At 62.8% G+C, this 24,846-nt stretch carries 22 protein-coding genes and 1 tRNA gene; 14 read left to right on the top strand and 9 right to left on the bottom strand.

Annotated elements, in window-relative coordinates; translation table 11 throughout:
- Positions 1-108 precede the first annotated feature (108 nt).
- The 4 genes from H8S62_RS14200 (at position 109) to H8S62_RS14185 (ending at position 5,215) form a co-directional block, all read left to right on the top strand.
- A complete protein-coding gene (locus H8S62_RS14200) occupies positions 109-1,626 on the top strand; it encodes a YifB family Mg chelatase-like AAA ATPase (RefSeq protein ID WP_186919928.1) in 1,518 nt (505 codons plus the stop codon).
- 182 nt (positions 1,627-1,808) lie between these two features.
- Entirely contained in the window at positions 1,809-2,261 is a 453-nt protein-coding gene (locus H8S62_RS14195) for a helix-turn-helix domain-containing protein (RefSeq protein WP_186919927.1), read from the top strand.
- A 187-nt stretch (positions 2,262-2,448) separates the two neighbouring features.
- Positions 2,449-3,630, top strand: a complete 1,182-nt coding sequence (gene thiI / locus H8S62_RS14190) for a tRNA uracil 4-sulfurtransferase ThiI (RefSeq protein WP_186919925.1) — start codon at positions 2,449-2,451, stop codon at positions 3,628-3,630.
- 325 nt (positions 3,631-3,955) lie between these two features.
- The gene (locus H8S62_RS14185) at positions 3,956-5,215 is read left to right on the top strand and encodes a competence/damage-inducible protein A (protein WP_155148303.1); all 1,260 of its coding nucleotides are present in this window, start codon (positions 3,956-3,958) and stop codon (positions 5,213-5,215) included.
- Between the two features lie 231 nt (positions 5,216-5,446).
- On the opposite strand, the gene H8S62_RS14180 is transcribed toward H8S62_RS14185, so the two are convergent.
- The 7 genes from H8S62_RS14180 to H8S62_RS14150 all read right to left on the bottom strand — a co-directional run bounded on the left by H8S62_RS14180 (position 5,447) and on the right by H8S62_RS14150 (position 12,237).
- A complete protein-coding gene (locus H8S62_RS14180; protein WP_155148537.1) occupies positions 5,447-6,148 on the bottom strand; it encodes an ATP-binding cassette domain-containing protein in 702 nt (233 codons plus the stop codon).
- 8 nt (positions 6,149-6,156) lie between these two features.
- Complete coding sequence (locus H8S62_RS14175; protein WP_155148305.1) at positions 6,157-7,008, bottom strand: ABC transporter ATP-binding protein; 852 nt, start codon at positions 7,006-7,008, stop codon at positions 6,157-6,159.
- Entirely contained in the window at positions 7,008-8,099 is a 1,092-nt protein-coding gene (locus H8S62_RS14170) for a branched-chain amino acid ABC transporter permease (RefSeq protein ID WP_155148539.1), read from the bottom strand. The genes H8S62_RS14175 and H8S62_RS14170 overlap by 1 nt, the downstream gene beginning before the upstream one ends.
- 22 nt (positions 8,100-8,121) lie before the next feature.
- The gene (locus H8S62_RS14165) at positions 8,122-9,000 is read right to left on the bottom strand and encodes a branched-chain amino acid ABC transporter permease (RefSeq protein ID WP_155148307.1); all 879 of its coding nucleotides are present in this window, start codon (positions 8,998-9,000) and stop codon (positions 8,122-8,124) included.
- 221 nt (positions 9,001-9,221) lie between these two features.
- Positions 9,222-10,493, bottom strand: a complete 1,272-nt coding sequence (locus tag H8S62_RS14160) for an ABC transporter substrate-binding protein (RefSeq protein ID WP_186919923.1) — start codon at positions 10,491-10,493, stop codon at positions 9,222-9,224.
- A 156-nt stretch (positions 10,494-10,649) separates the two neighbouring features.
- Positions 10,650-11,390, bottom strand: coding sequence for an elongation factor P 5-aminopentanone reductase (gene ymfI / locus H8S62_RS14155; RefSeq protein ID WP_155148310.1), 741 nt, complete (start codon positions 11,388-11,390; stop codon positions 10,650-10,652).
- Between the two features lie 16 nt (positions 11,391-11,406).
- The gene (locus tag H8S62_RS14150) at positions 11,407-12,237 is read right to left on the bottom strand and encodes an alpha/beta hydrolase (RefSeq protein WP_155148312.1); all 831 of its coding nucleotides are present in this window, start codon (positions 12,235-12,237) and stop codon (positions 11,407-11,409) included.
- A gap of 175 nt (positions 12,238-12,412) precedes the next feature.
- Between H8S62_RS14150 and H8S62_RS14145 the strand changes: the two genes are divergently transcribed.
- The 4 genes from H8S62_RS14145 (at position 12,413) to H8S62_RS14130 (ending at position 15,607) form a co-directional block, all read left to right on the top strand.
- Positions 12,413-12,488, top strand: a tRNA-Val gene (locus tag H8S62_RS14145).
- A 794-nt stretch (positions 12,489-13,282) separates the two neighbouring features.
- Complete coding sequence (locus tag H8S62_RS14140) at positions 13,283-13,495, top strand: cold-shock protein (RefSeq protein ID WP_155148314.1); 213 nt, start codon at positions 13,283-13,285, stop codon at positions 13,493-13,495.
- Positions 13,496-13,712: 217 nt separating this feature from the next.
- Positions 13,713-14,084, top strand: coding sequence for a YkvA family protein (locus tag H8S62_RS14135; protein WP_186919921.1), 372 nt, complete (start codon positions 13,713-13,715; stop codon positions 14,082-14,084).
- A 215-nt stretch (positions 14,085-14,299) separates the two neighbouring features.
- On the top strand, positions 14,300-15,607 hold the full coding sequence (locus tag H8S62_RS14130) for a putative ABC transporter permease (protein WP_341481065.1): 1,308 nt from the start codon (positions 14,300-14,302) through the stop codon (positions 15,605-15,607).
- 111 nt (positions 15,608-15,718) lie between these two features.
- Here H8S62_RS14130 and H8S62_RS14125 read toward each other — a convergent pair whose 3' ends face one another.
- Positions 15,719-17,152: an SLC13 family permease gene (locus H8S62_RS14125; protein ID WP_243141812.1), complete on the bottom strand. Its 1,434-nt coding sequence runs from the start codon at positions 17,150-17,152 to the stop codon at positions 15,719-15,721.
- 495 nt (positions 17,153-17,647) lie between these two features.
- On the opposite strand from H8S62_RS14125, the gene H8S62_RS14120 reads away from it, so the two are divergent.
- From H8S62_RS14120 to H8S62_RS14110, 3 genes are read left to right on the top strand one after another with little or no spacing between them, the layout of a single operon-like run.
- On the top strand, positions 17,648-18,715 hold the full coding sequence (locus H8S62_RS14120; protein WP_155148321.1) for an NAD/NADP octopine/nopaline dehydrogenase family protein: 1,068 nt from the start codon (positions 17,648-17,650) through the stop codon (positions 18,713-18,715).
- A gap of 47 nt (positions 18,716-18,762) precedes the next feature.
- The gene (locus tag H8S62_RS14115) at positions 18,763-20,049 is read left to right on the top strand and encodes an NAD(P)/FAD-dependent oxidoreductase (protein WP_186919919.1); all 1,287 of its coding nucleotides are present in this window, start codon (positions 18,763-18,765) and stop codon (positions 20,047-20,049) included.
- Positions 20,033-20,545, top strand: a complete 513-nt coding sequence (locus tag H8S62_RS14110; RefSeq protein ID WP_155148325.1) for a 4Fe-4S dicluster domain-containing protein — start codon at positions 20,033-20,035, stop codon at positions 20,543-20,545. Before H8S62_RS14115 ends, H8S62_RS14110 begins: the two co-directional genes overlap by 17 nt.
- A gap of 49 nt (positions 20,546-20,594) precedes the next feature.
- Here the strand turns inward: H8S62_RS14110 and H8S62_RS14105 are convergent, their stop codons facing one another.
- A complete protein-coding gene (locus H8S62_RS14105; protein ID WP_155148327.1) occupies positions 20,595-21,539 on the bottom strand; it encodes a LysR family transcriptional regulator in 945 nt (314 codons plus the stop codon).
- Between the two features lie 121 nt (positions 21,540-21,660).
- Between H8S62_RS14105 and H8S62_RS14100 the strand changes: the two genes are divergently transcribed.
- From H8S62_RS14100 to H8S62_RS14090, 3 genes are read left to right on the top strand one after another with little or no spacing between them, the layout of a single operon-like run.
- The gene (locus tag H8S62_RS14100; protein WP_155148329.1) at positions 21,661-23,043 is read left to right on the top strand and encodes an MmgE/PrpD family protein; all 1,383 of its coding nucleotides are present in this window, start codon (positions 21,661-21,663) and stop codon (positions 23,041-23,043) included.
- Between the two features lie 41 nt (positions 23,044-23,084).
- The gene (locus H8S62_RS14095; protein WP_186919918.1) at positions 23,085-24,077 is read left to right on the top strand and encodes an ornithine cyclodeaminase family protein; all 993 of its coding nucleotides are present in this window, start codon (positions 23,085-23,087) and stop codon (positions 24,075-24,077) included.
- Between the two features lie 56 nt (positions 24,078-24,133).
- Positions 24,134-24,844, top strand: a complete 711-nt coding sequence (locus H8S62_RS14090; RefSeq protein WP_155148333.1) for a maleate cis-trans isomerase family protein — start codon at positions 24,134-24,136, stop codon at positions 24,842-24,844.
- Positions 24,845-24,846 lie beyond the last annotated feature (2 nt).

Below are 24,846 nucleotides of genomic sequence, written 5' to 3'. Positions count from 1 at the left end.
GCGCCGGCCTACCTTTTTTGCCGCTATCTGGAATAAACCAGCAAGCTTACGGATGCCCGCCCGCACATCCCCCGTCCCCGCACCTCAGTCAAGGAAGGAGGCCCGCCCATGGTCATCAAAATTCGTTCCCTCGGTCTCACCGGCGTGGAGGGGTACGAGGTCGCCGCTGAGTGCGACCTCTCCGGCGGACTGCCGGCCTTCGACATCGTGGGCCTGCCCGACGCGGCGGTGAAGGAGGCCCGGGAGCGGGTCCGCGCCGCCATCAAGAACTGCGGCTTCGCCTTCCCCGTCTCCCGCATCACGGTGAATCTGGCCCCCGCCGCGAGGCGAAAGGCCGGCACAGTGTACGACCTGCCCATCCTGGTGGGCATTCTGGCCGCCGGGGGCCAGCTCAGGGGAGATTTCTCCCGGGCCGCCTTCGTGGGGGAATTGTCCCTGGCTGGCGAACTGCGCTCCGTGGCCGGGATGCTCCCCATGGCCATGGCCGCCCGTCGCGTCGGGGTGGAGGAGCTCTATGTTCCGTCCGACAGCGCCGCCGAGGCCACCCTGGCCGGGGGGCTGAAGGTCTACGGTGTGTCCACTGTGGAGGAACTTGTCAAGCATCTCACCGGGGAGGAACGCCTCTCCCCCGCGTCCCCCTGGTCCCCGTCCGGGGACACCCCCGCCGCCCCCGACTTCGCCGATGTGAAGGGCCAGGAGCATGTGAAGCGGGCCCTGGAGATCGCCGCCGCCGGGGGACATAATATCTGCATGGTGGGCCCTCCCGGATCGGGTAAGTCCATGCTGGCCCGGCGGCTGCCCTCCATCCTGCCCGGCATGACGGAGCGGGAGGCCCTGGAGAGCACCGAGGTCCACTCGGTCATGGGCCTCACCACCCGGGAGCACCCGCTGCTGACGGAGCGTCCCTTCCGTGCGCCCCACCATACCGTCTCCCCCATGGGCATGGCGGGGGGCGGCTCCAACCCCCGGCCCGGCGAGATCTCCCTGGCCCATAACGGCGTCCTCTTCCTGGATGAGCTGCCCGAGTTCCAGTCCGACGTGCTGGAGGTCCTGCGCCAGCCCCTGGAGGAGGGACAGGTCACCATCTCCCGGGCGTCGGGCAGCGTGAGCTACCCCGCCCGCTTCATGCTGGTATGCGCCATGAACCCCTGCAAATGCGGCTGGTACGGCCACCCGTCCGGACGGTGCCGCTGCTCCGAGCCGGCGGTGGAGAGGTACCAGAGCCGTATCTCCGGCCCTCTGCTGGACCGGATCGACCTCCATGTGGAGGTACCGCCCCTGGAGTATGACGAGCTTTCCCGCCCGGCCCGCAGCGAATCCTCGGCGGACATCCGGGCCCGGGTCAACGCCGCCCGGGCGGTCCAGACCGCCCGCTTCGGCCCGGCCGGCCCGGCCTGCAATGCCCGGATGGACCAGAAGGAGCTGCGCGCATACTGCCGTCTGGACGACGCCTGCCAGTCGCTGATGAAGGGGGCCTTTGAGCGCATGGGCCTCACCGCCCGCAGCTACGACCGCATCCTCCGCGTGGGACGCACCATCGCCGACCTCGACGGCAGCGCGGACATCCAGGTTCGCCACCTGGCCGAGGCCCTCCAGTACCGTGCGTCGGACTATCTGAAAGGGTAGCCTCGCCGGGGAAAGGCCCTTTGCGTTGGAAGCGCCCCGCCATTCGCCCACGCACCTCTGCCGCCCTGTCGGGCGGCTCCCTCCGTTGCCGCCGCTTCATTGCGGACCGCCTGCGCGGCATGGCAACCCGCATCCTGTTTCTTCAAATATTCTAATTTTTCTGTCTTTGAGGAGGTTACCCCATGGTCACCCTGGCACAGCGTATTGAAGCGCTCCGCACCGAGGCGAATTTGAGCCGTCCCGCCCTCGCCGCCGCCCTACATTTTCCCAAGGGCGCCCTTGAAAAGTTTGAGACCGGCCGCCAGACGCCCACCAAGGAGCAGCAGGCCAAAATCGCCGCCTATTTCGGCGTGTCCCTGTTCTATCTCCGGGGCGAGAGCAACGACCGCACCCGCCAGGAGGATTGGATGGACATGGACGCGGGGGAGAAGGGCTTCGTCCCCGCCCCCGCAGCCGCGCCAAAGACGCCCAAGAGCACCGAGGCCCCGCAGGCTACCCTGCTGGACACCTTCCTGGCCGGGAAGCAGGCCCAGGACGCCCTGCGTACGATGGCTCTGGAGGTGCTTAAATCCCCCGAGGGTCAGGAAATTATTACCAATGTTGTCAAAAAGGAGCTGGCCCGCCGGGGCCTGTAGCAAGGCCGCCCATCCGATGCGCCCCGGCCTCCCCGCAGCCGGAGTTCGTCCCCGTATCCTTCAGGGCCGCGCCCCGCCGCCGTTTCCCCGTGGGAAAGGCCCTCTGCCGCGGGTGCAGGGTGAAGCGCGCGGCCCGCTGTCCTCTCTGCTTATTTATTTTTCTACAATGTTTAAGGGGTTTTTTATTTTGAACGAGATCATACTCATGAAGCTGGGCGAGCTGGTCCTGAAGGGCCTGAACCGCCGTTCCTTTGAGGATAAGCTCATCTCCAACGCCATGCGCCGGCTGAGGCCCCACGGGGCGTTCCGGGTGTACTCCAAGCAGTCCACCATGTACGTGGAGCCCAGGGATGACTCCTGCGACATGGACGGAGCGTGGGAGGCCATGAAGAAGCTCTTCGGCGTGGTGGGCCTCAGCCGCGCCCGGGCCTGCGGCAAGGACAAGCATGAGATGCTGGAGACCGCCAAGACCTACCTCTGCGACCAGCTCATGGCGGCCAGGTCCTTCAAGGTGGAGGCCAAGCGGGCGGACAAGTCCTTCCCCATGACCAGTATCCAGCTGGCCCAGTACGTTGGCGGCGAGCTGCACGACGCCTTTCCCCATCTCACCGCCGACATGCACCACCCCGACCTCACCGTCCACCTGGAGGTCCGGGACTACGCCGCTTTTGTCCACGCCGACCCGGAGCCCGGGGCGGGCGGCCTGCCGGTAGGCATCGGCGGCCGGGCGGTGAGCCTCCTCTCCGGCGGCATCGACTCCCCGGTGGCCTCCTGGATGATCGCCAAGCGGGGCATCGCCCTGGAGATGGTCCACTTCTACTCCTACCCCTACACCTCCCCCGAGGCGAAGGACAAGGTCATTGAGCTGGCCCGGCTCATCACCCCCTGGTGCGGCAAGCTGACCGTCCATGTGGTCCCATTTACCAAAATTCAGGAGGAGCTGCGCCGCGCCTGTCCGGAGGAGCTGTTCACCCTGCTCATGCGCCGCTTCATGATGCGCATCGCCCTCAGGGTGGCGGACCGGGTGAAGGCCGGGGCCATCGTCACCGGCGAGAGCCTGGGCCAGGTGGCCAGCCAGACGATGGAGGCCATGCGCCTCACCGGAGCGGTCTGCGATCTGCCGGTCCTCCGCCCGGTGGTGGGCATGGACAAGGAGGAGATTGTCCGCATTGCCCGGAAAATCGGCACCTTCGAGACCTCCATCCTCCCCTATGAGGACTGCTGCACGGTCTTCACCCCCCGGCACCCCCGCCTGCGCCCCCTCCCCGGCGAAATTGAGGAGGCCGAGGCCGTGCTGGACATCGACGCCCTGGTCCAGGAGGCGTACGACGGCATTGAGCGGATTCAGGTCAATATGAGCGAGGCATAAAGGGGACGAAGTGCAATTCCTGATTGCGCGGGGCCCCTGCCTATTTTATTTTATCGCCGGGGCGGAGTGAATCCGCCCCCGGCTCCGGCGCACCCGCGCCGGGGTCAGTATTGGCGGTTTGGAGGTCTTTACCATGTCCCACAACGCAGAACTGATCGCAGTCGGTACGCAGCTGCTCCTCGGCAATATCGCCAATGCCCCGTGCAATTCCTGATTGCCCGGGGGCCCCCGTCTATTTTATTTTATCGCCGGGGCGGAGTGAATCCGCCTCCGGCTCCGGCGCACCCGCGCCGGGGTCAGTATTGGCGGTTTGGAGGTCTTTACCATGTCCCACAACGCAGAACTGATCGCAGTCGGTACGGAACTGCTCCTCGGCAATATCGCCAATACTGACGCGCAGATGCTCTCCAAGGGCCTCTCGGCCCTGGGCATCAACGTCTTTTACCACACGGTGGTGGGCGACAACCCGGAGCGGCTCAAGGCCGCCGTGGCCCTCGCCAAGACCCGCGCGGACATCATCATCACCACCGGCGGCCTGGGCCCCACCTGCGACGACCTGACGAAGAACGTTCTGGCCGAGTGCTTCGGCAAAAAGCTGGTCTATGACGAGGAGTCCGCCGCACGCATCCGGGCCTACTTCGACCGGCTCCACACCAACCGCCCCATGACGGAGAACAACCTCCAGCAGGCATATCTCCCAGAGGGCTGCACCATCCTCTCCAACGACTGGGGCACCGCCCCCGGCTGCGCGTTCGAAGCGGACGGCGTCCACGTCATTATGCTCCCCGGCCCCCCCAGCGAGTGCGCGCCCATGTTCGAGCACCGGGCCGCCCCCTACCTCCGCTCCCTGTCCGACGGCACCATCGCCTCCCGCACCCTGCGGATTTTCGGCATGGGCGAGTCCTCGGTGGAGGCCCGGCTCCGGGACAGGATGAACTCCATGCAAAACCCCACCCTGGCCCCCTACGCCAAGACCGGCGAGGTGGAGCTGCGCATCACCGCCAAGGCGGATACCCTGGGCGAAGCCCAGGCCCTCATCGCCCCGGTGGAGAAGGAGCTGTGCGAGATGTTCGGCCCCCTGGTCTACGGGGCCGACGTGGACAGTTTGGAGCAGGTGGTGGCCATGCACCTCAAGCTCAAGGGCCTCACCCTGGGCTGCGCCGAGTCCTGCACAGGCGGGCTGGCGGCGAAGCGCATGACCGACCTGCCGGGCGCGTCCGCCGTCTTCAAGGGAGGCGTGGTGAGCTACACGAACGAGGTCAAGCAAAACGTCCTGGGTGTGCCCCAGGCGCTGCTGGAGGAGTACGGCGCGGTGAGCGAACAGGTGGCCGCCGCCATGGCCCGGGGCGCGCGGAAGGTCCTGGGCTGCGACCTGGCGCTTGCCGTCACCGGCGTGGCCGGGCCCGACCCGGACGACCGGGGCAACCCCGTGGGCCTCGTCTACGTGGCCCTGGCCGCCCCCGACGGCGTGCGCGTGCGCACCCTGCACCAGGGCATGGGCCGGGAGCGCATCCGTATCACCTCAGCCTCCCACGCCTTCGACATGGCCCGCCGCTGGCTCACCGGATTGCCTGACGGGGAATAATCCATAAGTCGCGGACGACAAAATAAATTCTAAATCTGTCATTTCCGGGGACATGCGCCCCAGAATTGACGCTTCTCATGACGGATGGGGCGGCTTTTTGCCAAGAATTGAGCCCCATCCGTCATGCAGCCTTCTGTCAAAGAAGCCTCGAAGGGCTTCTTTGACAAGCTCAAACGAGCGGCCTCCCCGGCAGGGGAGGCCGCTCGTTGATACTGTATGGAAAAATCTCGCTTACCCGCCCAGATACGCCTTCTTCACGCTCTCGTCCTCCAGCAGGTCTGCTCCCGTCCCGGTGGTGACGATTCGCCCGGTCTCCAGCACATATCCCCTGTCGGCCACGCTGAGCGCCATCTGGGCGTTCTGCTCCACCAGAAGGATGGTGGTACCGGCCTGGTGCATGGTGCGGATGATGTCGAAGATCTGCTCCACCAGGATGGGCGCGAGGCCCATGGACGGCTCGTCGAGCATGAGGAGCCTGGGCTTGGACATGAGGGCCCTGCCCATGGCCAGCATCTGCTGCTCGCCGCCGGAGAGGGTGCCCGCGATCTGCCTGCGCCGCTCCTTGAGCCTGGGAAAGAGGTCGTAGACCTTCTCCAGCCCCGGATCAATCTCGCTGCCCGGCCGGGTGAACCCGCCCATTTCCAGATTCTCCTCCACGGTCATCTGGAGGAAGACCGCCCGTCCCTCGGGCACCTGGGCCAGCCCCCGGGAGATGATCTTGTGGGCGGGCACGCCGCCGATGTTCGATTCCAGGAAGGTGACTGAGCCCGTGCGGCTGCGCAGCAGGCCCGAGACCGTCTTCAGAATGGTGGATTTGCCCGCGCCGTTGGCGCCGATGAGGGTGACCACCTCACCCTCGTCCACATGGAAGGAGATGTCCTTCACCGCGTGAATGGCCCCGTAGTATACGTTGATGTCCTTTACGTCCAGCATTGCCATGCCTACTCCTCCCCCTTGGTGCCGAGGTACGCCTTGATGACCTCGGGGTTGTTCCTGATTTCGTCGGGAGTGCCCTTGGCGATGATCTGGCCGAAGTTTAAGACGCAGATGCCCTCACAGATGCCCATCACGAGGCTCATGTCGTGCTCGATGAGGAGGACGGCGATCTGGAAGGTGTCCCGTATTTTGACGATGTTATCCATCAGCTCCGCCGTCTCGGAGGGGTTCATGCCCGCAGCCGGCTCATCCAGCAGCAGGAGGGAGGGGTTGGTGGCCAGAGCCCGGACGATCTCCAGCCGCCGCTGGGCGCCGTAGGGCAGGCTGCCCGCCTGGTGGGAGGCCAGGTCCTGCATGTCGAAAATGGAGAGAAGCTCCATCGCCCGGTCATGGGCAATTTTCTCCTCCTTCCAGTACCCCGGCAGGCGGAAGATGCCCTGCCACATACCGTACTTGATGTGGTTGTGCAGGCCGATCTTCACATTGTCCTCCACGCTGAGGTTGTTGAAAAGGCGGATGTTCTGGAAGGTCCGGGCGATCCCCATCTTGTTCACCTGGACGGTGGTCTTCCCCGCGGTGTCCACGCCGTCCAGCAGTATGGTGCCTCGGGTGGGCTGGTACACCTTGGTCAGCAGGTTGAAGACGGTGGTCTTACCCGCGCCGTTGGGGCCGATGAGACCCGCGATCTCGGTACGGCCGATGGCCATGTCGAACTCGTTCACGGCGGTGAGGCCGCCGAAGTCGATCCCCAGGTGCCTGGCCTCCAGGATGGGGGATTTATCCACGTCCCGCTCGGGAATGAAGTTGGTGGCGGGTACGGGGACCAGCTTGGTCCGGGGTCGTTCCGCTCTGCCCATTATCGCCCGCCTCCCTTCGCTTCGGCCTTGCGGCCGCGGGTGAGTTTCTCCCGCAGCCGGGCGAACAGGCCCTTGATGGTGGGGTTGTTGGTGGCCAGCATGACCAGGATCAGGACGATGGCGTACACCAGCATCCGGTAGTCGGAGAACTCGCGCAGGGCCTCGGGCAGGATGTAGAGCACCGCCGCCGCGATGATGGAGCCCCAGATGTTCCCAAGGCCGCCCAGCACCACGTACACCAGCACCAGGATGGAGGTGTTGAAGTCGAACTTGCTGGCCGCCAGGTTGGAGTAGTTCAGGCCGTACAGCGCGCCGGCCGCCCCCGCCAGGGCGGCGGAGGTGATGAAGGCCATCAGCTTGTACTTGGTGATGTTGATGCCCACGCTCTCGGCGGCGATGCGGTTGTCCCGCAGGGCCATAATGGCCCTGCCGGAGCGGCTGCGCACCAGATTGAGGATAATCACCAGCGAGAGCATGATGAGCACGAAGCCCGCCCCGAAGGAGGCGATGGTGGTGGTGCCCGTGGCGCCCTGAGCGCCCTTGATGATGGCGATGCCGCCCTCGGCCATGTTCAGGTCGTCGATGGTCAGGCTGCCGCTGATATTGAAGGCGATGTGCAGGCCCTTGGCGTCATAGCCCACCAGCAGGCAGTTGATGAGCTCCTTGATGATTTCGCCGAAGGCCAGTGTGACGATGGCCAGGTAATCTCCCCGCAGCCGCAGGACGGGCACCCCCACGATAAGACCCGCGACACCCGCAAACAGGGCGCCCACGATCATCGCCACCGCCAGACGCACGGGGGCGAAGGGGATGGCGCTCTGAAGGCTCATGGCGGTGATAACGCCGGTGAAGGCGCCCACGCTCATAAAGCCCGCGTGGCCCAGGCTCAGCTCGCCCAGGATGCCCACTGTCAGGTTCAGGGACACCGCCATGACGATGTAGCAGCAGATGGGCACCAGCATTCCGGTGAGGGAGCGGGTGAGCACGCCCTGGTCCCTCAGCATGGATACCACGATGAACGCGGCGGTGACGCCCAGATAGGTGGCGAAATCCACCTTGGTGGTCTTTTTCAGACGGCCCAGCCGTCCCATATTCTTCTTCATGCCGCCCACCTCAGACTTTCTCGGGCACGTACTTGCCCAGCAGGCCCGAGGGCTTCACCAGCAGCACCACAATGAGCACCGCGAAGAGGATGGCGTTGGCAAGCTGGGTGGAGATGTACGCCTTGGCCAGAGATTCGATGATGCCCAGCAGAATGCCGCCGAGAAACGCGCCGGGGATGGAGCCGATGCCGCCGAAGACGGCGGCGGTGAACGCCTTAATGCCCGGCATGGAGCCGGTGGTGGGCATCAGGGAGGTGGAGAAGGAGCAAAGCAGCACACCCGCCACCGCGGCCAGGGCGGAGCCGATGGCGAAGGTGAGGGAGATGGTGCGGTTGACGTTGATGCCCATGAGCTGGGCCGCCGCCTTGTTCTCCGAGCAGGCCCGCATGGCCTTGCCCATCTTGGTCTTGCCCGTGAACAGCGTCAGGGCGATCATGATGACGATACACGCGCCCACGGTGAGCAGCGTCACGTAGGAGATGGTGAGCCGCCCGCCGAAGAGGGGTAGCTGGCCGCTGACCACAGGGGTGTACCCCTTGGGGGACGCGCCCCAAATCAGCAGCGCCGCGTTCTGCAGGAAGTAACTCACGCCGATGGCGGTGATGAGTACCGCCAGAGAGGTGGCCTGCCGCAGGGGCCGGTAGGCCAGCCCCTCGATGACCACGCCCAGCACGGTACAGACCGCCATAGCCAGCAGCACGGACAGCCAGCCGGGCAGACCCAGATAGGACACCGCACAGAAGGAAATGTATCCGCCCACCATGATTACGTCGCCGTGGGCGAAGTTCAGCATCTTGGCGATGCCGTAGACCATGGTGTAGCCCAATGCGATAATCGCATACACGCTTCCCAAACTGATACCGCTGATCAGGTAGGAAAGAAACTCCATATCGTCACACCTCTTTTTCTAAACAAACACACCTTGCACACAGTACGTCTATGGCAGAAACCCGGGCGGCATCCCCTGCCGCCCACGTTTCCACCATAGAAAAAGCAGACGTTCCGCCGCAGCCGCGCTAAACTTCTCATCCCGCGCCGGAAAAACAGCGGATGGCTGCCGGGAGGAAACCTCCCGGCAGCCGTTCCGGTCAATCCTGTTTTTCGCCGCCCTCAGGGGGTGACGTACACGCCGTCCTTGATCACCACGGCGCGGGGAGCCTTGGATACCTCGCCGGTGGCGGACCAGGTCATGCCCTGGCCGGTGAGGCCGTCCACGGAGATGGAGGTCATGACGCCCACCAGGGCCTCACAGATCTCCTCGGCGGACATATCACCGGTGCAGCCGGCGGCATTGAGGGCGGCATAGATGATGTACACGGCGTCGTAGCCGTCGGCGGCGAACTGGTTGGGGGTCTCGCCGTGCTTCTCCTGGTACTTGGCGACGAAGGACTGGGTCTGGGCGTCCTCAGCGTCGGCGGAGAAGGGGGTCAGCAGCATGACGCCCTCGGCCAGACTGGTGTCGAAGCCCTCCATGGTCAGGATGCCGTCCATGCCGTCCACGCCGAAGAAGGTGGGGGCGTAGCCCATCTGGTTGGCCTGGTTGAGGATGACGGAGGCGGGCTGGTAGTAGATGGGCAGGAAGAGCACAGTGGCTCCGGCGGACTGAGCGCCGGTGAGCTGGACGGAGAAGTCGGTCTGGGTGTCCTTGGTGAAGGTGCCCTCGTATACCACCTCCAGGCCCTTGCTCTCAGCCTGCTTCACGAAGGTGTCGCGGATGCCCTGGGAGTAGGCGTCGTCGTTGCGGTAGATCACGGCGACCTTGCTGCCCGCCAGGTTTTCAGAGATGTAGTCGGCGGAGGCGACGCCCTGGTTGGGGTCGGTGAAGCAGACCTGATAGACGTTGTCCTTGCCGCTGATGACGTCCGTGGAGGAGGCGGAGGGGGTCAGGCCGAATACGCGCTCCTCATAGAGCTTGGCGGATACGGAGATGGCGGCGCCGGTGGTGACGGGGCCCACCAGGGCCTGCATGCCCCAGTCCATGAGGTTATTGTAGGCGTTGACGGAGGTCTCGCCGTCGGCCACGTCGTCCTCCGGCTTGAACTCGAACTGGACGGCGCCGCCCAGGGCGTTGATCTCGTCCACCGCGATCTGGGCGCCGTTCATGGCGGCCTGGCCGTAGATGGCCGCGTCGCCGGTCAGGGGGCCCACGCCGCCGATCTTAAAGGTGCCGGAAGCGGCGCTGGAGGGCTCCACGGGAGCGGAGGGCTCTACGGGAGCGGAGGGCTCCGCAGGCGTGGACGCGCTGGGGGATGCGGGGGTGGATGCCGAGGGGGAGGGGCTGGTCTCGCCGCCGGTCTTCCCGCCGCCGTCGTTGCCGCAGCCGGCGAGCAGGCCCAGAGTCAGGGCGCCGGCCATCACAAGAGCTAAAAGACGCTTTTTCATTTCAAGTACCTCCTTTAAGGTTGTTGACAATTATAAGTGCCGTCCTCAAAATTGTCAACCCCCTAATTGCACAACAGCATGCAATCAGGGTTCCTGTTTTTAATGGCTTTTCACCAATTATTCCACTATTTTCACCAATTTTCTCGTTTTGTAGGGTTATACCACGAGTCCCCCATTGGGGCAGAGCACCTGCCCCGTGAGAAAATCCGCCCCCTCCGAGGCCAAAAAGAGAATGCTTTCGGCCACATCCCGGGCCGTCCCGATCCGCTCCAGCGGGGTCTCCTCCCGCAGCGCGTTCAGGTCCCGGGGGGAGAGATGGGCATTCATCTCCGTGTCGATGACTCCCGGAGCCACACAGTTCACCGTGATTCCCGAGGGGCCTACCTCCTTCGCCAGAGCCTTGGAAAAGCCGATAACCGCAGCCTTTGCGGCCGAGTAGGCCACTTCGCAGGAGGCCCCCGCCTGCCCCCACATGGAGGACACAGTGATTATCTTTCCCGCCTTGCCGTGGATGAAGCGGGGCAGCACGGCGGCGCAGCAGTGGAACACGCCGTCCACATTCACCGCGAACACCCTCCGCCACTCCTCCTCCGTCATCTCCGTAAGCAGCCCCTCCCAAGAAATTCCCGCATTGCATACCAGAATGTCAAGTTGACAAAATATCTCCAACACATTGTCAACCATATTCCGGACCTGTGCGGCGTCGGACACGTCCGCCTTGACGGCCAGGGCAGTGTGCCCCGCGGCGGTCAGCTCGTCCACCAGCGCCAGGGCGGCGGCCTCGCTGCGGTGGTAGTTCACCGCCACTGCGTACCCGGCGGCGGCGAAGACGCGGGCGGTCTCCGCCCCGATTCCCCGGGAGGCGCCGGTGATAAGGACGGATTTCTGTCTGGTCATGGCACTCCCTCCCACCTTAATGAAGCGTCTTCAGCCAGGAGGCGGCCAGGGGCTGCCAGGTGGCCGCCCGCTCGTCGGTATACTCCGCCGTGCCGGCGGACTCGGCGGTGGCGATGCCCATGGCGTGGGGGCCTCTGTTATAAATATGCGTCTCCACGCTCACACCCTTGCGGCGCAGGGCCCAGGCGTAGAGCATGGTATTCTCCACCGGGACGGTGGCGTCCATGTCGGTGGACCAGAGGAAGGTGGGCGGATTTTTCGCCGTGACGCTCTCCTCCAGAGAGAGCTTCTCCAGCTCCGGGGGCAGCTTCTCCATGCCGGTGAGCCGGGTGAAGCACTCCCGGATTGCGTAAGCTCCGGCGGTGACGACAGGGTAGCAGAGGATGGCCGCGTCGGGCCGGGCCTCGCCCGGAGCGAGACCCAGGGTCTCATGGATGACGCCGTCGCCCCAGAGGTTTGCAAGGCACCCGGCCAGGTGGCCCCCGGCTGAGAAGCCGCAGACCGCTATTCTGTCCGGCCTGACGCCGTACTTTTCGGCGTTCCTCCGGATAAAGGCCAGGGCTGCGGCGGCCTCCAGAAGCTGCTGGGGCCAGCGGGCGGGCAGCACGCTGTAGTCCAGCACAAAGGCCTGGATTCCCGCGTTCAGAAACGCCAGCGCCACCGGCTCGCCCTCGGTGGGGGCGGTCACCTGATACCCGCCGCCGGGCAGGATAAGCACCGCCCAGCGCTCCCCGCCGTCGGCCAGAAGGCCGCTGCGGGGCCGCGCGTAGGCGGTGAGCCTGATCTCCGTGCCGCTCTCGGGAAGGCGGGAATGGAGTTCGGTGCGGCCAAACTGTTCATAGAGCATTGCTGATATCCCCTTTTTGGTTTTTCTGCCAGTATAACAGGTACGCAGGAATTTTACCACCCCGGGTTTCCGTCATCGCTGCTTCCCCCAGACAGAAAATAGAAATCAGTTTTTGCTTCTCAGAAAAAACTGTTGACAAACGGCGCACTTCTGGGTATAATAAACTTCGCCGTTTGGACGATTAGCTCAGCTGGTAGAGCATCCGCTTGACGTGCGGGAGGTCACAGGTTCAAGTCCTGTATCGTCCACCAAGCTAAGCCCCTGTAACCGCAATGGTTGCAGGGGCTTTTGTTATGGCTTTATCCAGTTTTGTAAAGCACGGCCCGTCACGGTTTCGGGCGGCATTGGGGGCCTAAAGCAGCAATACGGAAAGCAGCGGAACTCCATCTGCACAGGCAGTTCCCGGCGCTCTCTCCGCACCACACCGGAACACCCAGATTAGACGTCCGCAAAGGTCTGTTCATAAAATGTCCATCTTTCGCCCCAGGAGATGATGTATACTTGGACAAATCTATCCCGGATAATAGAAAGGTTTTGATAAAACGAAATACTCATTTATAGACAGGCTGGTTGCGCGGATTGACACACCCATGTTTGACTGCGGTACGGATAAAAACAGCAGCGAAGTAAACAGTATCAGCGTTTTGGTCTTGCTGCCGCGTTATCTTGTGGACACCTGGCGGGAACTGCGCGAGGCCATTCGGCAGAACAAGGCCGCTATTGACGATATGGTACGAGTCAGAGTGGAAAAGGAGTTGTGCCTCAGGGGGTTGAGCACGCCCTTCCGTCTGTTCTCTCTGCCAAAATGTACATTAAGGGCGGACTACATACTTGAGTATCATTACAGTTTAAAGCCCGTCTGATAGACTATCTCCCTCCCGGGAAAAAATACTTCTTGACAATCCGGCCGTGGGCGCGCATACTGGAGAAGTATTCTAAATGTACTGATTGATTGCTACAGATTTGTAAGTCAATTTCCATTTTGACTTATATTTCTGTGGCTTTTATTTTTGCACTGGAATAACATTTTTTAGGAGGTATCATCATGAATAATGGTACTGTGAAATGGTTTAATGAGGAAAAGGGATTCGGCTTTATCGCCAACGACGCCAACGGCAGCGAGGTGTTTGTCCACTTTTCCGCCATCCAGGGCAACGGCTTCAAGACGCTCTCCGAGGGCCAGAAGGTCACCTATGACACCGAGACCGACCCCAAGGACAGCCGCAAGCTGCGCGCGATTAACGTCTGCGCCGCCTGAGGCGCATAATTGTAAGATAAGCCCCCGTCCCGGATTGTGCTCCGGGACGGGGGCTTGCTCTATGCCTGCGCTCCTCCCCGACCCAGCAGCGCGGGTACGAACGCCGCCGCGCCGGTTCGAATTCTCTCTTGAGAGACGGATGTCTGCATGCTAATATTAGAAAAGAAGTACGGCCGTCACGGTGAACTTGACATCTTCTGATTGGGGAAACAGGTAAATGGACCTAAAAGAGAGAGCAAAGCAGCTGAAAACTGACATTCCCGCCCTGTATTTATGCCTAAAAAGCAAGGAGACCCCCGTTTTCCCAAAAATACTTGCTGCAATAACGGTTGCCTATGCCCTCTCCCCGGTAGATCTCATCCCTGATTTCATACCCGTATTGGGCTATCTCGATGATATCATTCTACTGCCCGCCTTAATTGCTTTGATCATCAGGCTTATTCCAAAAGAAACGCTTTGGCAGTTTCGGGAGGAAGCGAAAGGGCTATGGGAGAACGGCAGGCCAAAGAAATGGTATTTTACGATTCCAATCATAGCAGTCTGGTTGTGCATCCTATGGCTAGCGGTTGGATTGCTCTTGAATCCTTGACATGTAAGTAATGTGAATGGGGACAGGCGTCACATGCGCACCCAGCCCATCTGCTTGTGTCCCTCCTCCCCGGGCGGCACTCTAAGGTCGTCCGCCAGCCCGGTCACGCTCCCGTGCCTGTCCGCGCTGTTTTCATGTACTTGTTTGGCAGCCTGTGGTATACTTAATATCCGGGTTTCGAAAATATCCTTTATTTTAGATAGACAGAGAGCGTTGTGAGTGCCGTGTCATCTTACCAGATCGCATTTTTATTCTTCTGCTACTCATTCCTGGGGTGGGTGCTTGAGACCGGAACCGCCGCCGTGCGACAGCGGCGCTATGTGGACCGCTCCGCCCTCTTCGGCCCTCTCTGCGCGGTCTACGGCGTTGCCGGAGTCGTCATCACGGCGGGTCTGCAGGAGCTGAGGGGCAACTGGCTCTTCCTGTTCCTGGGCAGCGCCATCTATGCCACGGTGGTGGAGTGGATCGCCGGGCATCTGCTGGAAAGAATCACCCACACCCGCTGGTGGGACTACTCAGGCCGCCGGTGGAACCTGGACGGCTATATCTGTGTGAGCGCCTCCGTCCTGTGGGGCGTTTTAGGGCTGGCTGCAATCCAGTGGGGCAATCCGCTGCTGGTGTGGCTCTACGGTCTGCTGCCCGGCCTTGTCGGCAAGGTTCTTGTCTGGGTGCTGCTGGGTCTGCTGGTTATCGACGCGCTCGGCTCCGCCCTGGCCCTGAGCGGAACCGTACATAAGCTGCCCCCGGTGGAGGCCGTCGGAAACCGGCTGGAAGCGCTGGCCGTGCGGATGGGGCACTGGATTGTGGGGCGGGCCGAGCGGAGAATCGTCAGCGCCCACCCGGAGGCCCAATTCGTCCGGGCGGGGAAAAAGGAAAAGAGCACCGTATTCGCCCAGGGGTGCAGTTTTTATAAAATCGTGCTGTTGTTCTTCATAGGCGCCTTTTTGGGGGATATCACCGAGACCGTTTTCTGCCGGGTGACCGCCGGAGTCTGGATGAGCCGGAGCAGTGTGGTGTGGGGGCCGTTCAGCATTGTGTGGGGGCTGGCCATGGCCCTGGCCACGCTGCTGCTCTACAAATATAAGGACCGCTCTGACCGCTTCCTTTTTCTCGCCGGCACCTTCCTTGGCGGCGCGTATGAGTATCTGTGCAGTGTCTTTACCGAGGTGGTGTTCGGCACCGTCTTCTGGGATTACAGCGCCATCCCCTTTAACCTGGGCGGGCGCATCAATCTCCTTTACTGCTTTTTCTGGGGCTTTGCCGCCGTGGTGTGGTTCCGGGTGGTATATCCCCGCATCTCCGCATGGATTGAAAAAATACCCATGGTGGCCGGCAAGGTCCTCTCGTGGGCGCTGATCGTGTTTATGGTCTGCAATATGGCCGTCAGCTGTCTGGCCCTGGCCCGGTACAATACCCGGGCGGCGGGCCAGGGTGCCGGCTCCGCCTGGGAGGCATATATGGACGAACACTACGGCGACGCGAAGATGGAGCGGATTTACCCCAATGCAATTCAGACGGACTGAGCAAACGGACCCTCGGAACATATTAATCGTAAAAAGGACCTCTCCGAAGCTTCGGAGAGGTCCTTTTTACAATCGGTTGACGCACTGCGGGGCAGAGGGCTGTATCAGTCCCTACCCCAGGAAAATGGTCGCGACGCCGAAAACGGCGATGGAGAGTATCACCACGATTGCTCCGGCGAACACCACAACCTTTGTCCTCAGTCCGGCGTCCGGTATTTCGCTGCGCCCGTGGAAGATGGAGGCTGGGGCGGAGGCGCCGGGCAGGATCATGCCCAGGTTCGCCATCCACAGGAGGGCCGCGCCGGGCAGGACGGGATTCATGCCGGAGGCCAGGACGAACGGCGCGATGACCGGGATCATGGCGGTGCCGAACGCGATGTTGGAGCCTACGTTGGTCAGGATGAACATGACGATAATCGTGAAGATCACAATAAACACGGCGCTGCGGCCCTCGAAGATGGGGGCGAACAGGCTGGTGAGCCAGGGCATCACACCCGTCACCTCGCTGGACAGGGCGGAGGCCAGGGGGATGGTGGTCGCAACCATGAAGATGACGGGCCAGGAGACCGCGGCATCGGAGTGCTTGATGTCGTTAAAGACGATACAGGCCTTGCCGTCGCCGTCGCCGCTGGGCAGCACCATCAGCAAAACCGCTATCAGACAGTACAGGCCGCCCATGGTGAGGGTGTCGTTCAGGAAGGAGGCGAAGCCGCCGGTAAAGGACCCGCCATAGATGGACAGCAGCATGGAGATGACGAACGCGCTGATGATGCGCTTCATGCGGTGGGAGAGATGCTTGCTCTCATCGCCCAGCTTTTCCACGTCAAATTCCTGCATAATGCTGAAATCCACCTTGAAGACCTTGGCGCCCAGATAGACGTAGATGGTGACGAACAGGGTGCCGATGATGGCGGTCAGCAGGAACATGATGCCCATGTTGATGGGCGCGCCGAAAATCTCCTTCCAGGAGACCGACAGGCCCAGCAGCCAGCTCCGGTAGGGGATCATGCCGCTGCCCAGCATGAGGGAGACCATGATGCCGCAGAAGCCGTAGTACCGGAAGGTGCTGTTTTTCTCGTAGCCGCAGGAGTCCGCGATGTCGTTCCAGACCGCGTACAGCAGCAGGGACAACGGCAGGTCGTTCAGAATCAGGCAGGACCACATGAAGATGAACATGAAGCACCAGGTATAGAACTTGGGCTTCCCCTTAAACATCTTCTGGGACAGGGACCAGCGGACGAACCACTTGCCGAAGCCGTAGATAACGATGGCGCCGGCCACGAAATACTGGGTGAGCACCTGGAACACCACGGGGTGGCCCAGCATGGAGGCGATGCCGGCGCTCATGGTGGTGTAGCCGCTGATACCGAAGGCCACCATGGCGAGCAGGGAGGGCCAGACGATTTCGCAGGTGGAATAGCCGTAGATAACGCCGGCAAAGATGCCCAGCAGCCTCATCCCCACGGGGGTCAGGGTGGCAAAGGGCGGCAGGAAGCCAACGCCGAACATCAGGAGGATTGTTACAACAATATTTACGTACTTCATGGGCGAGTTCTTTTTTCTCAAAGTGCTTTCTGGATTAGCCAATGTATTAGCCATCGTTTATTTCCTCGCTCTCCTCAGACTTAATCTTGGATCCCGCAGGGACATGGAAAAACACACGCCGGGGGTCTCGGGTCAGCATTCATCCGCACACACTGTCCAAAATCGAAGGGGCTGCTCAAGGGCTGATGGCTCTGTTCCGGAGGTACTGAATTCAGTATAAGAGGCTGTGGGCCGATTGTCCAATCGCACCTTATGATGAGAACCCATCAGAAAAAACGCTAACCGTTTTCGGCCGTAAGCGGCCTTTGAGTCATCAGAATTTTTGCTTGCGCGGGAACAGAAAGAACCATTGGACGATACGCTCCCAAGGCTTTATTGTAAATACAGCGATTTGGCCCGCACACCCGAATCGCTGAAATTGCTCAGGGCCGGAAGGCTGCTGCAGGAGGAACGGCAAGCCGTATTATCCCACTGATGTTAGGAGAGCGTTGAGTTATGATCGAACGCATTACCGTAATCGGCGCGGGCGCAACCGGGCACACCGTCTCCGCGGTGATGACCATGCGCGGATTTGAGGTCACCTTGTATGACGACGAGCGGTTCGCCCGGCAGCTCGCGGCCGTGAGGGAGCTGGGCGGCATCCAGCTCCGGGGAAGGCTCCGGGGCTGCGCCGCCCCCGCCCGGGTCACCTCCGACACAGCGTCGGCAATCCGCGGCGCCCAGGCCATCTTTGTCCACGTACCCGCCGACCGCCACGAGGAGATCGCCCGCAGCATCGCCCCCTACTTGGAGGAGGGCCAGCACATCCTGATCATCCCCGGAAATCTGGGGTCCTTCATATTCAGGCGGGTCTTTCAGGAGATGGGTGTGACCGCCAAAGTGACCCTGACCGAGAAGGACGGGAACTTCTGCCCCTGCCGTCTGTCGGCCCCGGCCGAAGTGACCGTCGGCCTGCCGCTGAGCCTGAAGGGGCAGGTCTACTCCCTGCCCGCATCGGACACCGAAATCGTCCTCCGGGAGCTGGAGGGCGTCGTGGAGTACTCCGCGGGCCAAAACGTGTTTGAAGGGGCGATCAACGCCGGAAACGTCATCAATCACGTGGCCAGCACCATTCTCTCCGCGGCGGAGATCGACCACAAGGGCAATCAGTACTCCCTCTTCAAATACGCCTTTACCCCCTCCGCAGTCCACTGCATCGGCAAGATCGCCGCCGAGCGCAAGGCGGTCATTGAGGCTGCGGGACTCCCCTTCCACGGGGACCCCATGGGGACCATCCACAAAATTCACCATCTGGACGAGTACCCGGAGTTCCGGGCCTTTTACGAGTACATGGACGGCCCCTACGCGCTGGATCACCGCTATCTCCATGAGGACTGCGGCTGCGGCGGCGCCTTCGCGCTGTCGGTCGCCAGGCGGCTGGGTATGGAGATGCCTGTGCTGGAGGCGTTTTTGGGCGTGGCCGGAGCCATCAACGACCGCGACTACATCCACGGCGGCCGCACCCTGGAGAACCTGGGCTTCGCCGCCGAAATGACCCTGCCCGAGATTATCGCCGCCCTGTAATACGCTACTCCGGAAAGATTTGTATGAAACGGCAGAAGGAGCTTTACATGCAACGCACTGCAATTATCGGGTTCGGCTGTGCCGGATTCCACGCCGCCAAGTCCATGCGGGAGCATGGCTACAACGGCGAAATACATATTTACAGCAACACCGACACCCCGCCGGCCAACCCCATGCTCACCACCTACTATGTGACGGGTACGCTGGCCTACGGGGGGATGTTCCCCTTTGGGGATCTGGACACCCTGCGGGAGGAGTACGATCTCATTCTCCACCGGGACACGCTGGTGACCGCCCTGGACTCCGCACAGCGGCGGCTCACCCTGCGGGACGGCCGGACGGCCTTTTTTGACAATGTGGTGCTGGCCACCGGGGCCAGTGCCCTGGTGCCACCCATCCCGGGCATAGAGCGGCCCGGCGTCTTCTGTATGCGCACCGTGGAGGACGCCGAGCGGCTGCGGGAGCGGCTGGAGCAGGGGGTGCGCTCCGCCGTGGTCATCGGCGCGTCCATGGTGGGCATCAAGCTGGTGGAGCTTCTCCACAAGCGGGGCGTCCCGGTCACCCTGGCCGACATGGCGCCCCACATCTTCCCCACCGCCGCCCTCCCGGAGGTGGCGGCGGAGATCGAGCAGCGCCTGGAGGCCCAGGGCGTGCGCCAGCGCTTCTCCCGCCCCATCGAGGCCATTGAGCTCGCCGGTGACGGCCTGGAGGTCTGTCTGGGCGGCGGCGGGCGTCTACCCTGCGACATCGCCCTGCTGTGTATCGGCACCCGGGCCAACACCCAGCTGGCCGACGCGGGTATCCGGGTGGACCGCGGCATCGTGGTCAACGCTCAGATGGAGACCTCCGCCCCCGGCGTCTACGCCGCCGGAGACTGCTGCGAGGGCAACAACCTGCTCACCGGCCAGACTCAGATCATCGGACTCTGGGACAATGCCGCCCGGCAGGGAGAGACCGCGGGCGCCAATATCGCCGGCGCATTCCCCGCGGCCTCCTGCCCCGGCAACATCACCCACAACATCACCCATTTCATGAACATGGATTTCATCGGCCTGGGCGACGTGCGCATGACGGGCGACCGGCAGACCTTCCCCCTGTCCGGCGGACGCGGCCGGGTGGATTTGGTGGCCAGGGACGGCCGGCTGGTCTGCGTAAACATCCTGGATCAATACCGTGTCAGCGGCGTGCTCAAGCACTTCCTGCTCAAATCCCTGCTGGAGCCCGGCACCGAGCTGGGCCCCGTCGGCCGGGGCCGTCTGGAGCGGGAGGGCTTGCCCCATACGCTCATCGACTATCTGGAAGGACTGAATAAAAGCCATGGCTCTCATCATTGACCTGGACATCGACAAATGCTCTGCCTGCGGCGCCTGCGCCGTGGCCTGCATGGATCAAAACGACATCGACACCCAGCGCTGCGAGGCCCCGTTCCGGGTGGTCTTTGACCTGGAGCAGCCCGACGGCCGGGGACACTGCAAGTACACCTATATGGCCACTGCCTGCATGCACTGCGCGGAGGCCCCCTGCGTCACCGCCTGCCCCTGCGGCTGTCTGGCCAAGGACCCCGAAACCGGCCTGACTCTCTTCGACAACACCCGGTGCATCGGCTGCCACAGCTGCGCCATGGCCTGTCCCTTCGGCGCCCCCTCCTTCGGCGCGGACGGCAAGATGCGCAAGTGTGACGGCTGTGTCACACGCATCCGCAACGGCCTGGAGCCCGCCTGCGTACGCAACTGCCCAACGGGCGCCCTGCGCTGCGTGGATGAGGAGGGGTTCAAAAGGGACCACGTTGAGCACTCCCTCAAGAGGCTGGCGCAGCTCATTCAGCCCTGAGCGCGAAAAGCCGCCCCGGCCAAGGCCGGAGCGGCTCCCGAAAAAGGCGCTATGCCAACGCCCCCTGCTTCTCCCGCTCCTCCAGCTCGCGGTAGAAATCCCGGATGAACCCCACGAGGCGCTTCTCCTGGGTATTGAGTCCCCCCTTTTCATTGAGGACCAGGAAATTGCTCAGCTCGGTCTCAAACCCGGTGAGGCCCAGCAGGCGCAGGTCGCCGGAGGCCACATGGGGATCTTCATAGTACGACAGCCGGGGCAGCACGGCCACCATGTTCTCCGCCAGCACCGCCTTTTTAATGACCTCCATGCTGTTGAACACCGAGAACCGGCGCACATACTTCAAAATGCCCCCCACGGAGGAGGTGGACGAGATCGGGTGGGAATCCGTCACCGCCAGATGCTCCTCCGTCAGCTCCGACACGTCGGCAGACGCATTCCCCGCCAAATGGGACGTGCGGCTGACGCACAGACAGAAGTGGTCCGTATAGACCGGCTCAAAGGTAAAGCCGTTGTTGTGGGCGCTGTACTGGCTGTTGAAAAACTCGTGCCGGGCGGAGGCGCCCACCCCGATGTTGGCCATGCCGTTTGCAACGCTGCTGACCACCTTGGTGGACATTACCTCCCGCATGGAGAGGGTGGGCTCGTCCCTGCAGGCGCGCAGGCGGGCGGTGAGATACAGGCTCAGGATGCTGCAGGCGCTGGGATAGGCCACCAGCGGAATGTTCCGCCGGGTGGGCTCTGTGTCTGCGAAGAGGTTTAATAGCTGGCGGTTATTCTCCACCATCTCCTCGGCGATGGCGATGACCCGCTCCCCATGGGCCGTCAGCGCCACGCCCCGGTGGGTGCGCTGGAATATTTTCACGTTCAGCTCATTTTCAACGGAGTTGATGATGGCGCTCAGGGTGGTCTGTCCGATAAAGAGCTTCTTTGCCGCCGCTGAAATAGACTTTGTACGCGCCACCTCAAGCAGGTATTCCAGGTATTCCGTGCGCATCTGCCGCACCGCCTTTCGTTCTTTTCGCCTATTATATCCGTCATTTTGCCATCTTTCAATGAAATCTTTTTTATTTTTTTGTCAAACAAGCTGATTCTTTATATTTTCTGGAGGTGCAACCATGAAAAAGTACACCCAAATTCTGGCCGACTATCTGGCAGACCTGAAGTATGAGAATATTCCCGCCGAGGTGATTGAACGGGCAAAGATGGTCACCCTGCACACCGTGGGCGTGGCCCTGGGCGCGGCCAAGGCCAAGACCGTCCGCGAGGCCATTGAGGTCGCCAAGGTCATGGGTGAGAGCGAGCGGGGCGCCACCATCTTCGGCGACGGCTCCAAGGTCTCCGTCACCAGCGCCGCCTTTGCCAACGGCATGATGAGCGACTTTCTGGACTGGGAGGACTGCTCCTGGACCGGCCACCCCTGCTCCGGCGCGGTGCCCGCGGGCCTGGCGGTGGCCGAGGCCTACGGCAAGTCCGGCAAGGACTATCTGACCTCCTTTGTCGGCGGGTTCGAGGTCTACCAGCGCATCGCCATGGCGGTGCAGCCCACGCCCGAGCGCTTCGACGCGGGCTGGGGCCTCTACTGCTGGCAGATTTTCGCCCCCACCGCCGTGTCCGGCAAGCTGCTGAATCTGTCCGCCGACAAGCTCAACCAGCTCATCGGCACCGCCGCGGGCATGTGCCCCGTGGCCACCGAGCAGATCAACGCCACCAACACCGACTTCTACCACTACACCTACGGCCTGACCGCCAAGATGGGCGTGGAGTGCTCCCTCATCGTGGACAAGGGCATCACCACCCTGAGGGACGCGCTGGAGGAGTACGGCGGGTACTGGTTCGGCGTCTCCGACCAGTGCGACTGGGACTGGTTCGACAAGGAGCTGGGCAGCCACTACTACCTGATGGATATGCTGCTGAAGAACTGGCCCGCCAATATGTGGATTCAGGCTCCCCTGGACCTGCTGCACCGCATGGTCACCGCCAACGGCATCAAGGCCGACGACATCGAGTCCATCGAGATGTCCCCCTTTATCCCCAACCGCAGCGAAAACTGGCCCGAGGGCTACCCCTCCACCGTCCGCGCCCAGTTCTCCATTCCCTTCTGCCTGGCCATGTACCTGCGCGGGCCCCAGCTGGGCTGGGAGTGGGCCGAGGAGAAGTACCTCAAGGACCCCGTCATTCTGGAGATGGCCAACCGCTTCAAGGGCGTGGGCCGCGTGGAGCGGGTCAGCTCCCAGTTCGACCGCTTCCGCGAGGGCGGCTACCCCACCTACGAGATGAAGATCACCCTCAAGGACGGTACGGCCTACGAGGACTCCATCCAGTTCCCCAAGGGCCACCCCCAGAACCCCTATACCCGCGAGGAGTGTATCGAGAACTTCCGCGTCGCCACCGCCACCATCTTTACTGCCGAGCAGTGCGACAAGCTGGTGGACCTCATCATGAACCGCCTGGAGGATGTGGAGGACCTGTCCATCCTGGGCGAGTACCTGAAGGCGTAATGCCCGCGGGCGGCGCCCCCGCCCCCAAGGAGGAACAACCTATGGATGAACATCAGGTAGACGTCCTCTTCCTGTCCAGGCAGGAGGTGGAGTCCCTTCTGACCTACGCCGACGTGGTGCGCGCGGTGGAGGACGCCTTTCGGGCCGACGGCAGCGGCCGGATGCTCGTGCCGTCCAAGGAGGTCATGCGGGTGGGTCCCCACCGGGCCAACTGCATTTTCGCCATGCCCGGCTGCCTGGAAAGCCTGAACGCCTCCGGCGTGAAATGGACCAACTTCTACCCCGCCCAGCCCGACGGCTACCCCACCATCTGGGCCCATGTGCTGGTGCTCAGCCGGATGGACAACGGTATGCCCTACGCCATTCTGGACGCCACCGCCATCACCAATATGCGCACCGCCGGCGGCCACGCGGTGGTGGCCGCCAAGCACCTGGCCCGCAAGGGCGCCAAGACCCTGGGCGTTCTGGGCTGCGGGGCCCAGGGACGCTGCGCCGTCCGCTCCTTCGACGAGCATTTCGACCTGGAGCGCATCATCGTCTACAGCGCCACGCCCGACAAGCTGGAGCGGTACGTCCGGGAGACGGAGGGCACGCTGCGCGCCCGGCTGGAGATTGCGCAGAGCCCCCGGGACCTGGCGGAGTGCTCCGACATTCTGCTCACCGCCACCACCTGCCGCACCCCGCTCATCCGGGCCGAATGGCTGCCCGAGGGGTGCCTGGTGGACGCCATGTTCGCCTTTAACGACATTGAGCCCCAAATCAGCCGCTTCTGCGATAAGTGGGTGGTGGGCCACCGGGAATCCGACCGCATCGAGATTCTGGAGCACCCCAGCTTCGGCCATCTGCTCGACCCGTCGGACGTCTACGCCTCCCTGGGGGAGATTGTCTGCGGCAAGGTCCCCGGCCGGGAAAATGACCGGGAGCGGATCGTCTTCTCCCACATGGGGATGGGCACGCTGGACATCGCCGTGGGCGTGCATCTGGTGGAAAAAGCCCGCCGCCTGGGCGCGGGCCGGACCCTGCGCCTGACCTAGAATGACCCCGAAACGTCCGGGCGCATTTGTTTAAATAGAAACGGAGGATCTACGACATGTATGCTTGGAGAGCTGAAATCGGCCTCATTAACCCCGGCACCGGCGCTTCCATGGAGCGGGATTTTCACCGCTTCGTGCCCGACGGCGTGGGCGTCATCACCACCCGGGTCCCCTTCGGCGGCATGCCCAGCCCGGAGGGCCTGATGGAGATGGCCGACCTGCTGGAGGACTGCGCCAAGGTCTTCTCCACCCGCCGCCACGACCTGGTGATGTTCGGCTGCACCTCGGGCAGCCTCATCGGCGGACCGGGCTTCGATCAGGAGTGCATCCGCCGCATAGAGCGCGCCAGCGGTGCGCCCGGCCTCACCACCAGCACGGTGCTGATGGAGGGCTTCGCCCGCCTGGGCGTGGGCAAGGTGGCCGCCATCACCCCCTATCCTGACGACACCAACGCCATTGAAAAGCAATTTCTGGAGTCCCACGGCATCGGCGTCACCGGCATCCGGGGCATGCATCAGACCGAGAAGTCCATCGCGGACATCCAGCCCAGCTTCGTGTACCAGAAGGTGAAGGAGCTGGACCTCTCCCATTCCGACTGCATCTTCATCAGCTGCACAGGCCTGAACGTGCTGGACATCATCGAGACCATCGAGACCGACTTCGGCCTGCCGGTGGTCACCAGCAACCAGGTCACGCTCTGGGGCGCGCTGCGCCACGCCCGGGTCGGCGTGAAGATTCCCAGGCTGGGCAAGCTATTCACTCTGTAAGG

The sequence above is a fragment of the Lawsonibacter faecis genome, assembly GCF_014287675.1.
Taxonomy (GTDB): Bacteria; Bacillota; Clostridia; order Oscillospirales; family Oscillospiraceae; genus Pseudoflavonifractor; species Pseudoflavonifractor faecis.
This window is presented reverse-complemented; position numbering and strand designations above follow the sequence as displayed.

What these genes read in the sequence shown, in the direction of transcription:
- H8S62_RS14200 (WP_186919928.1), top strand. Translation starts at nt 109, where the DNA reads ATGGTCATCAAAATTCGTTCCCTCGGTCTCACCGGCGTGGAGGGGTAC.
- H8S62_RS14195 (WP_186919927.1), top strand. Translation starts at nt 1,809, where the DNA reads ATGGTCACCCTGGCACAGCGTATTGAAGCGCTCCGCACCGAGGCGAAT.
- H8S62_RS14185 (WP_155148303.1), top strand. Translation starts at nt 3,956, where the DNA reads ATGTCCCACAACGCAGAACTGATCGCAGTCGGTACGGAACTGCTCCTC.
- H8S62_RS14180 (WP_155148537.1), bottom strand. Translation starts at nt 6,148, where the DNA reads ATGCTGGACGTAAAGGACATCAACGTATACTACGGGGCCATTCACGCG.
- H8S62_RS14175 (WP_155148305.1), bottom strand. Translation starts at nt 7,008, where the DNA reads ATGGGCAGAGCGGAACGACCCCGGACCAAGCTGGTCCCCGTACCCGCC.
- H8S62_RS14170 (WP_155148539.1), bottom strand. Translation starts at nt 8,099, where the DNA reads ATGGGACGGCTGGGCCGTCTGAAAAAGACCACCAAGGTGGATTTCGCC.
- H8S62_RS14165 (WP_155148307.1), bottom strand. Translation starts at nt 9,000, where the DNA reads ATGGAGTTTCTTTCCTACCTGATCAGCGGTATCAGTTTGGGAAGCGTG.
- H8S62_RS14160 (WP_186919923.1), bottom strand. Translation starts at nt 10,493, where the DNA reads ATGAAAAAGCGTCTTTTAGCTCTTGTGATGGCCGGCGCCCTGACTCTG.
- ymfI (WP_155148310.1), bottom strand. Translation starts at nt 11,390, where the DNA reads ATGACCAGACAGAAATCCGTCCTTATCACCGGCGCCTCCCGGGGAATC.
- H8S62_RS14150 (WP_155148312.1), bottom strand. Translation starts at nt 12,237, where the DNA reads ATGCTCTATGAACAGTTTGGCCGCACCGAACTCCATTCCCGCCTTCCC.
- H8S62_RS14140 (WP_155148314.1), top strand. Translation starts at nt 13,283, where the DNA reads ATGAATAATGGTACTGTGAAATGGTTTAATGAGGAAAAGGGATTCGGC.
- H8S62_RS14135 (WP_186919921.1), top strand. Translation starts at nt 13,713, where the DNA reads ATGGACCTAAAAGAGAGAGCAAAGCAGCTGAAAACTGACATTCCCGCC.
- H8S62_RS14125 (WP_243141812.1), bottom strand. Translation starts at nt 17,152, where the DNA reads ATGAAGTACGTAAATATTGTTGTAACAATCCTCCTGATGTTCGGCGTT.
- H8S62_RS14120 (WP_155148321.1), top strand. Translation starts at nt 17,648, where the DNA reads ATGATCGAACGCATTACCGTAATCGGCGCGGGCGCAACCGGGCACACC.
- H8S62_RS14115 (WP_186919919.1), top strand. Translation starts at nt 18,763, where the DNA reads ATGCAACGCACTGCAATTATCGGGTTCGGCTGTGCCGGATTCCACGCC.
- H8S62_RS14110 (WP_155148325.1), top strand. Translation starts at nt 20,033, where the DNA reads ATGGCTCTCATCATTGACCTGGACATCGACAAATGCTCTGCCTGCGGC.
- H8S62_RS14105 (WP_155148327.1), bottom strand. Translation starts at nt 21,539, where the DNA reads ATGCGCACGGAATACCTGGAATACCTGCTTGAGGTGGCGCGTACAAAG.
- H8S62_RS14100 (WP_155148329.1), top strand. Translation starts at nt 21,661, where the DNA reads ATGAAAAAGTACACCCAAATTCTGGCCGACTATCTGGCAGACCTGAAG.
- H8S62_RS14095 (WP_186919918.1), top strand. Translation starts at nt 23,085, where the DNA reads ATGGATGAACATCAGGTAGACGTCCTCTTCCTGTCCAGGCAGGAGGTG.
- H8S62_RS14090 (WP_155148333.1), top strand. Translation starts at nt 24,134, where the DNA reads ATGTATGCTTGGAGAGCTGAAATCGGCCTCATTAACCCCGGCACCGGC.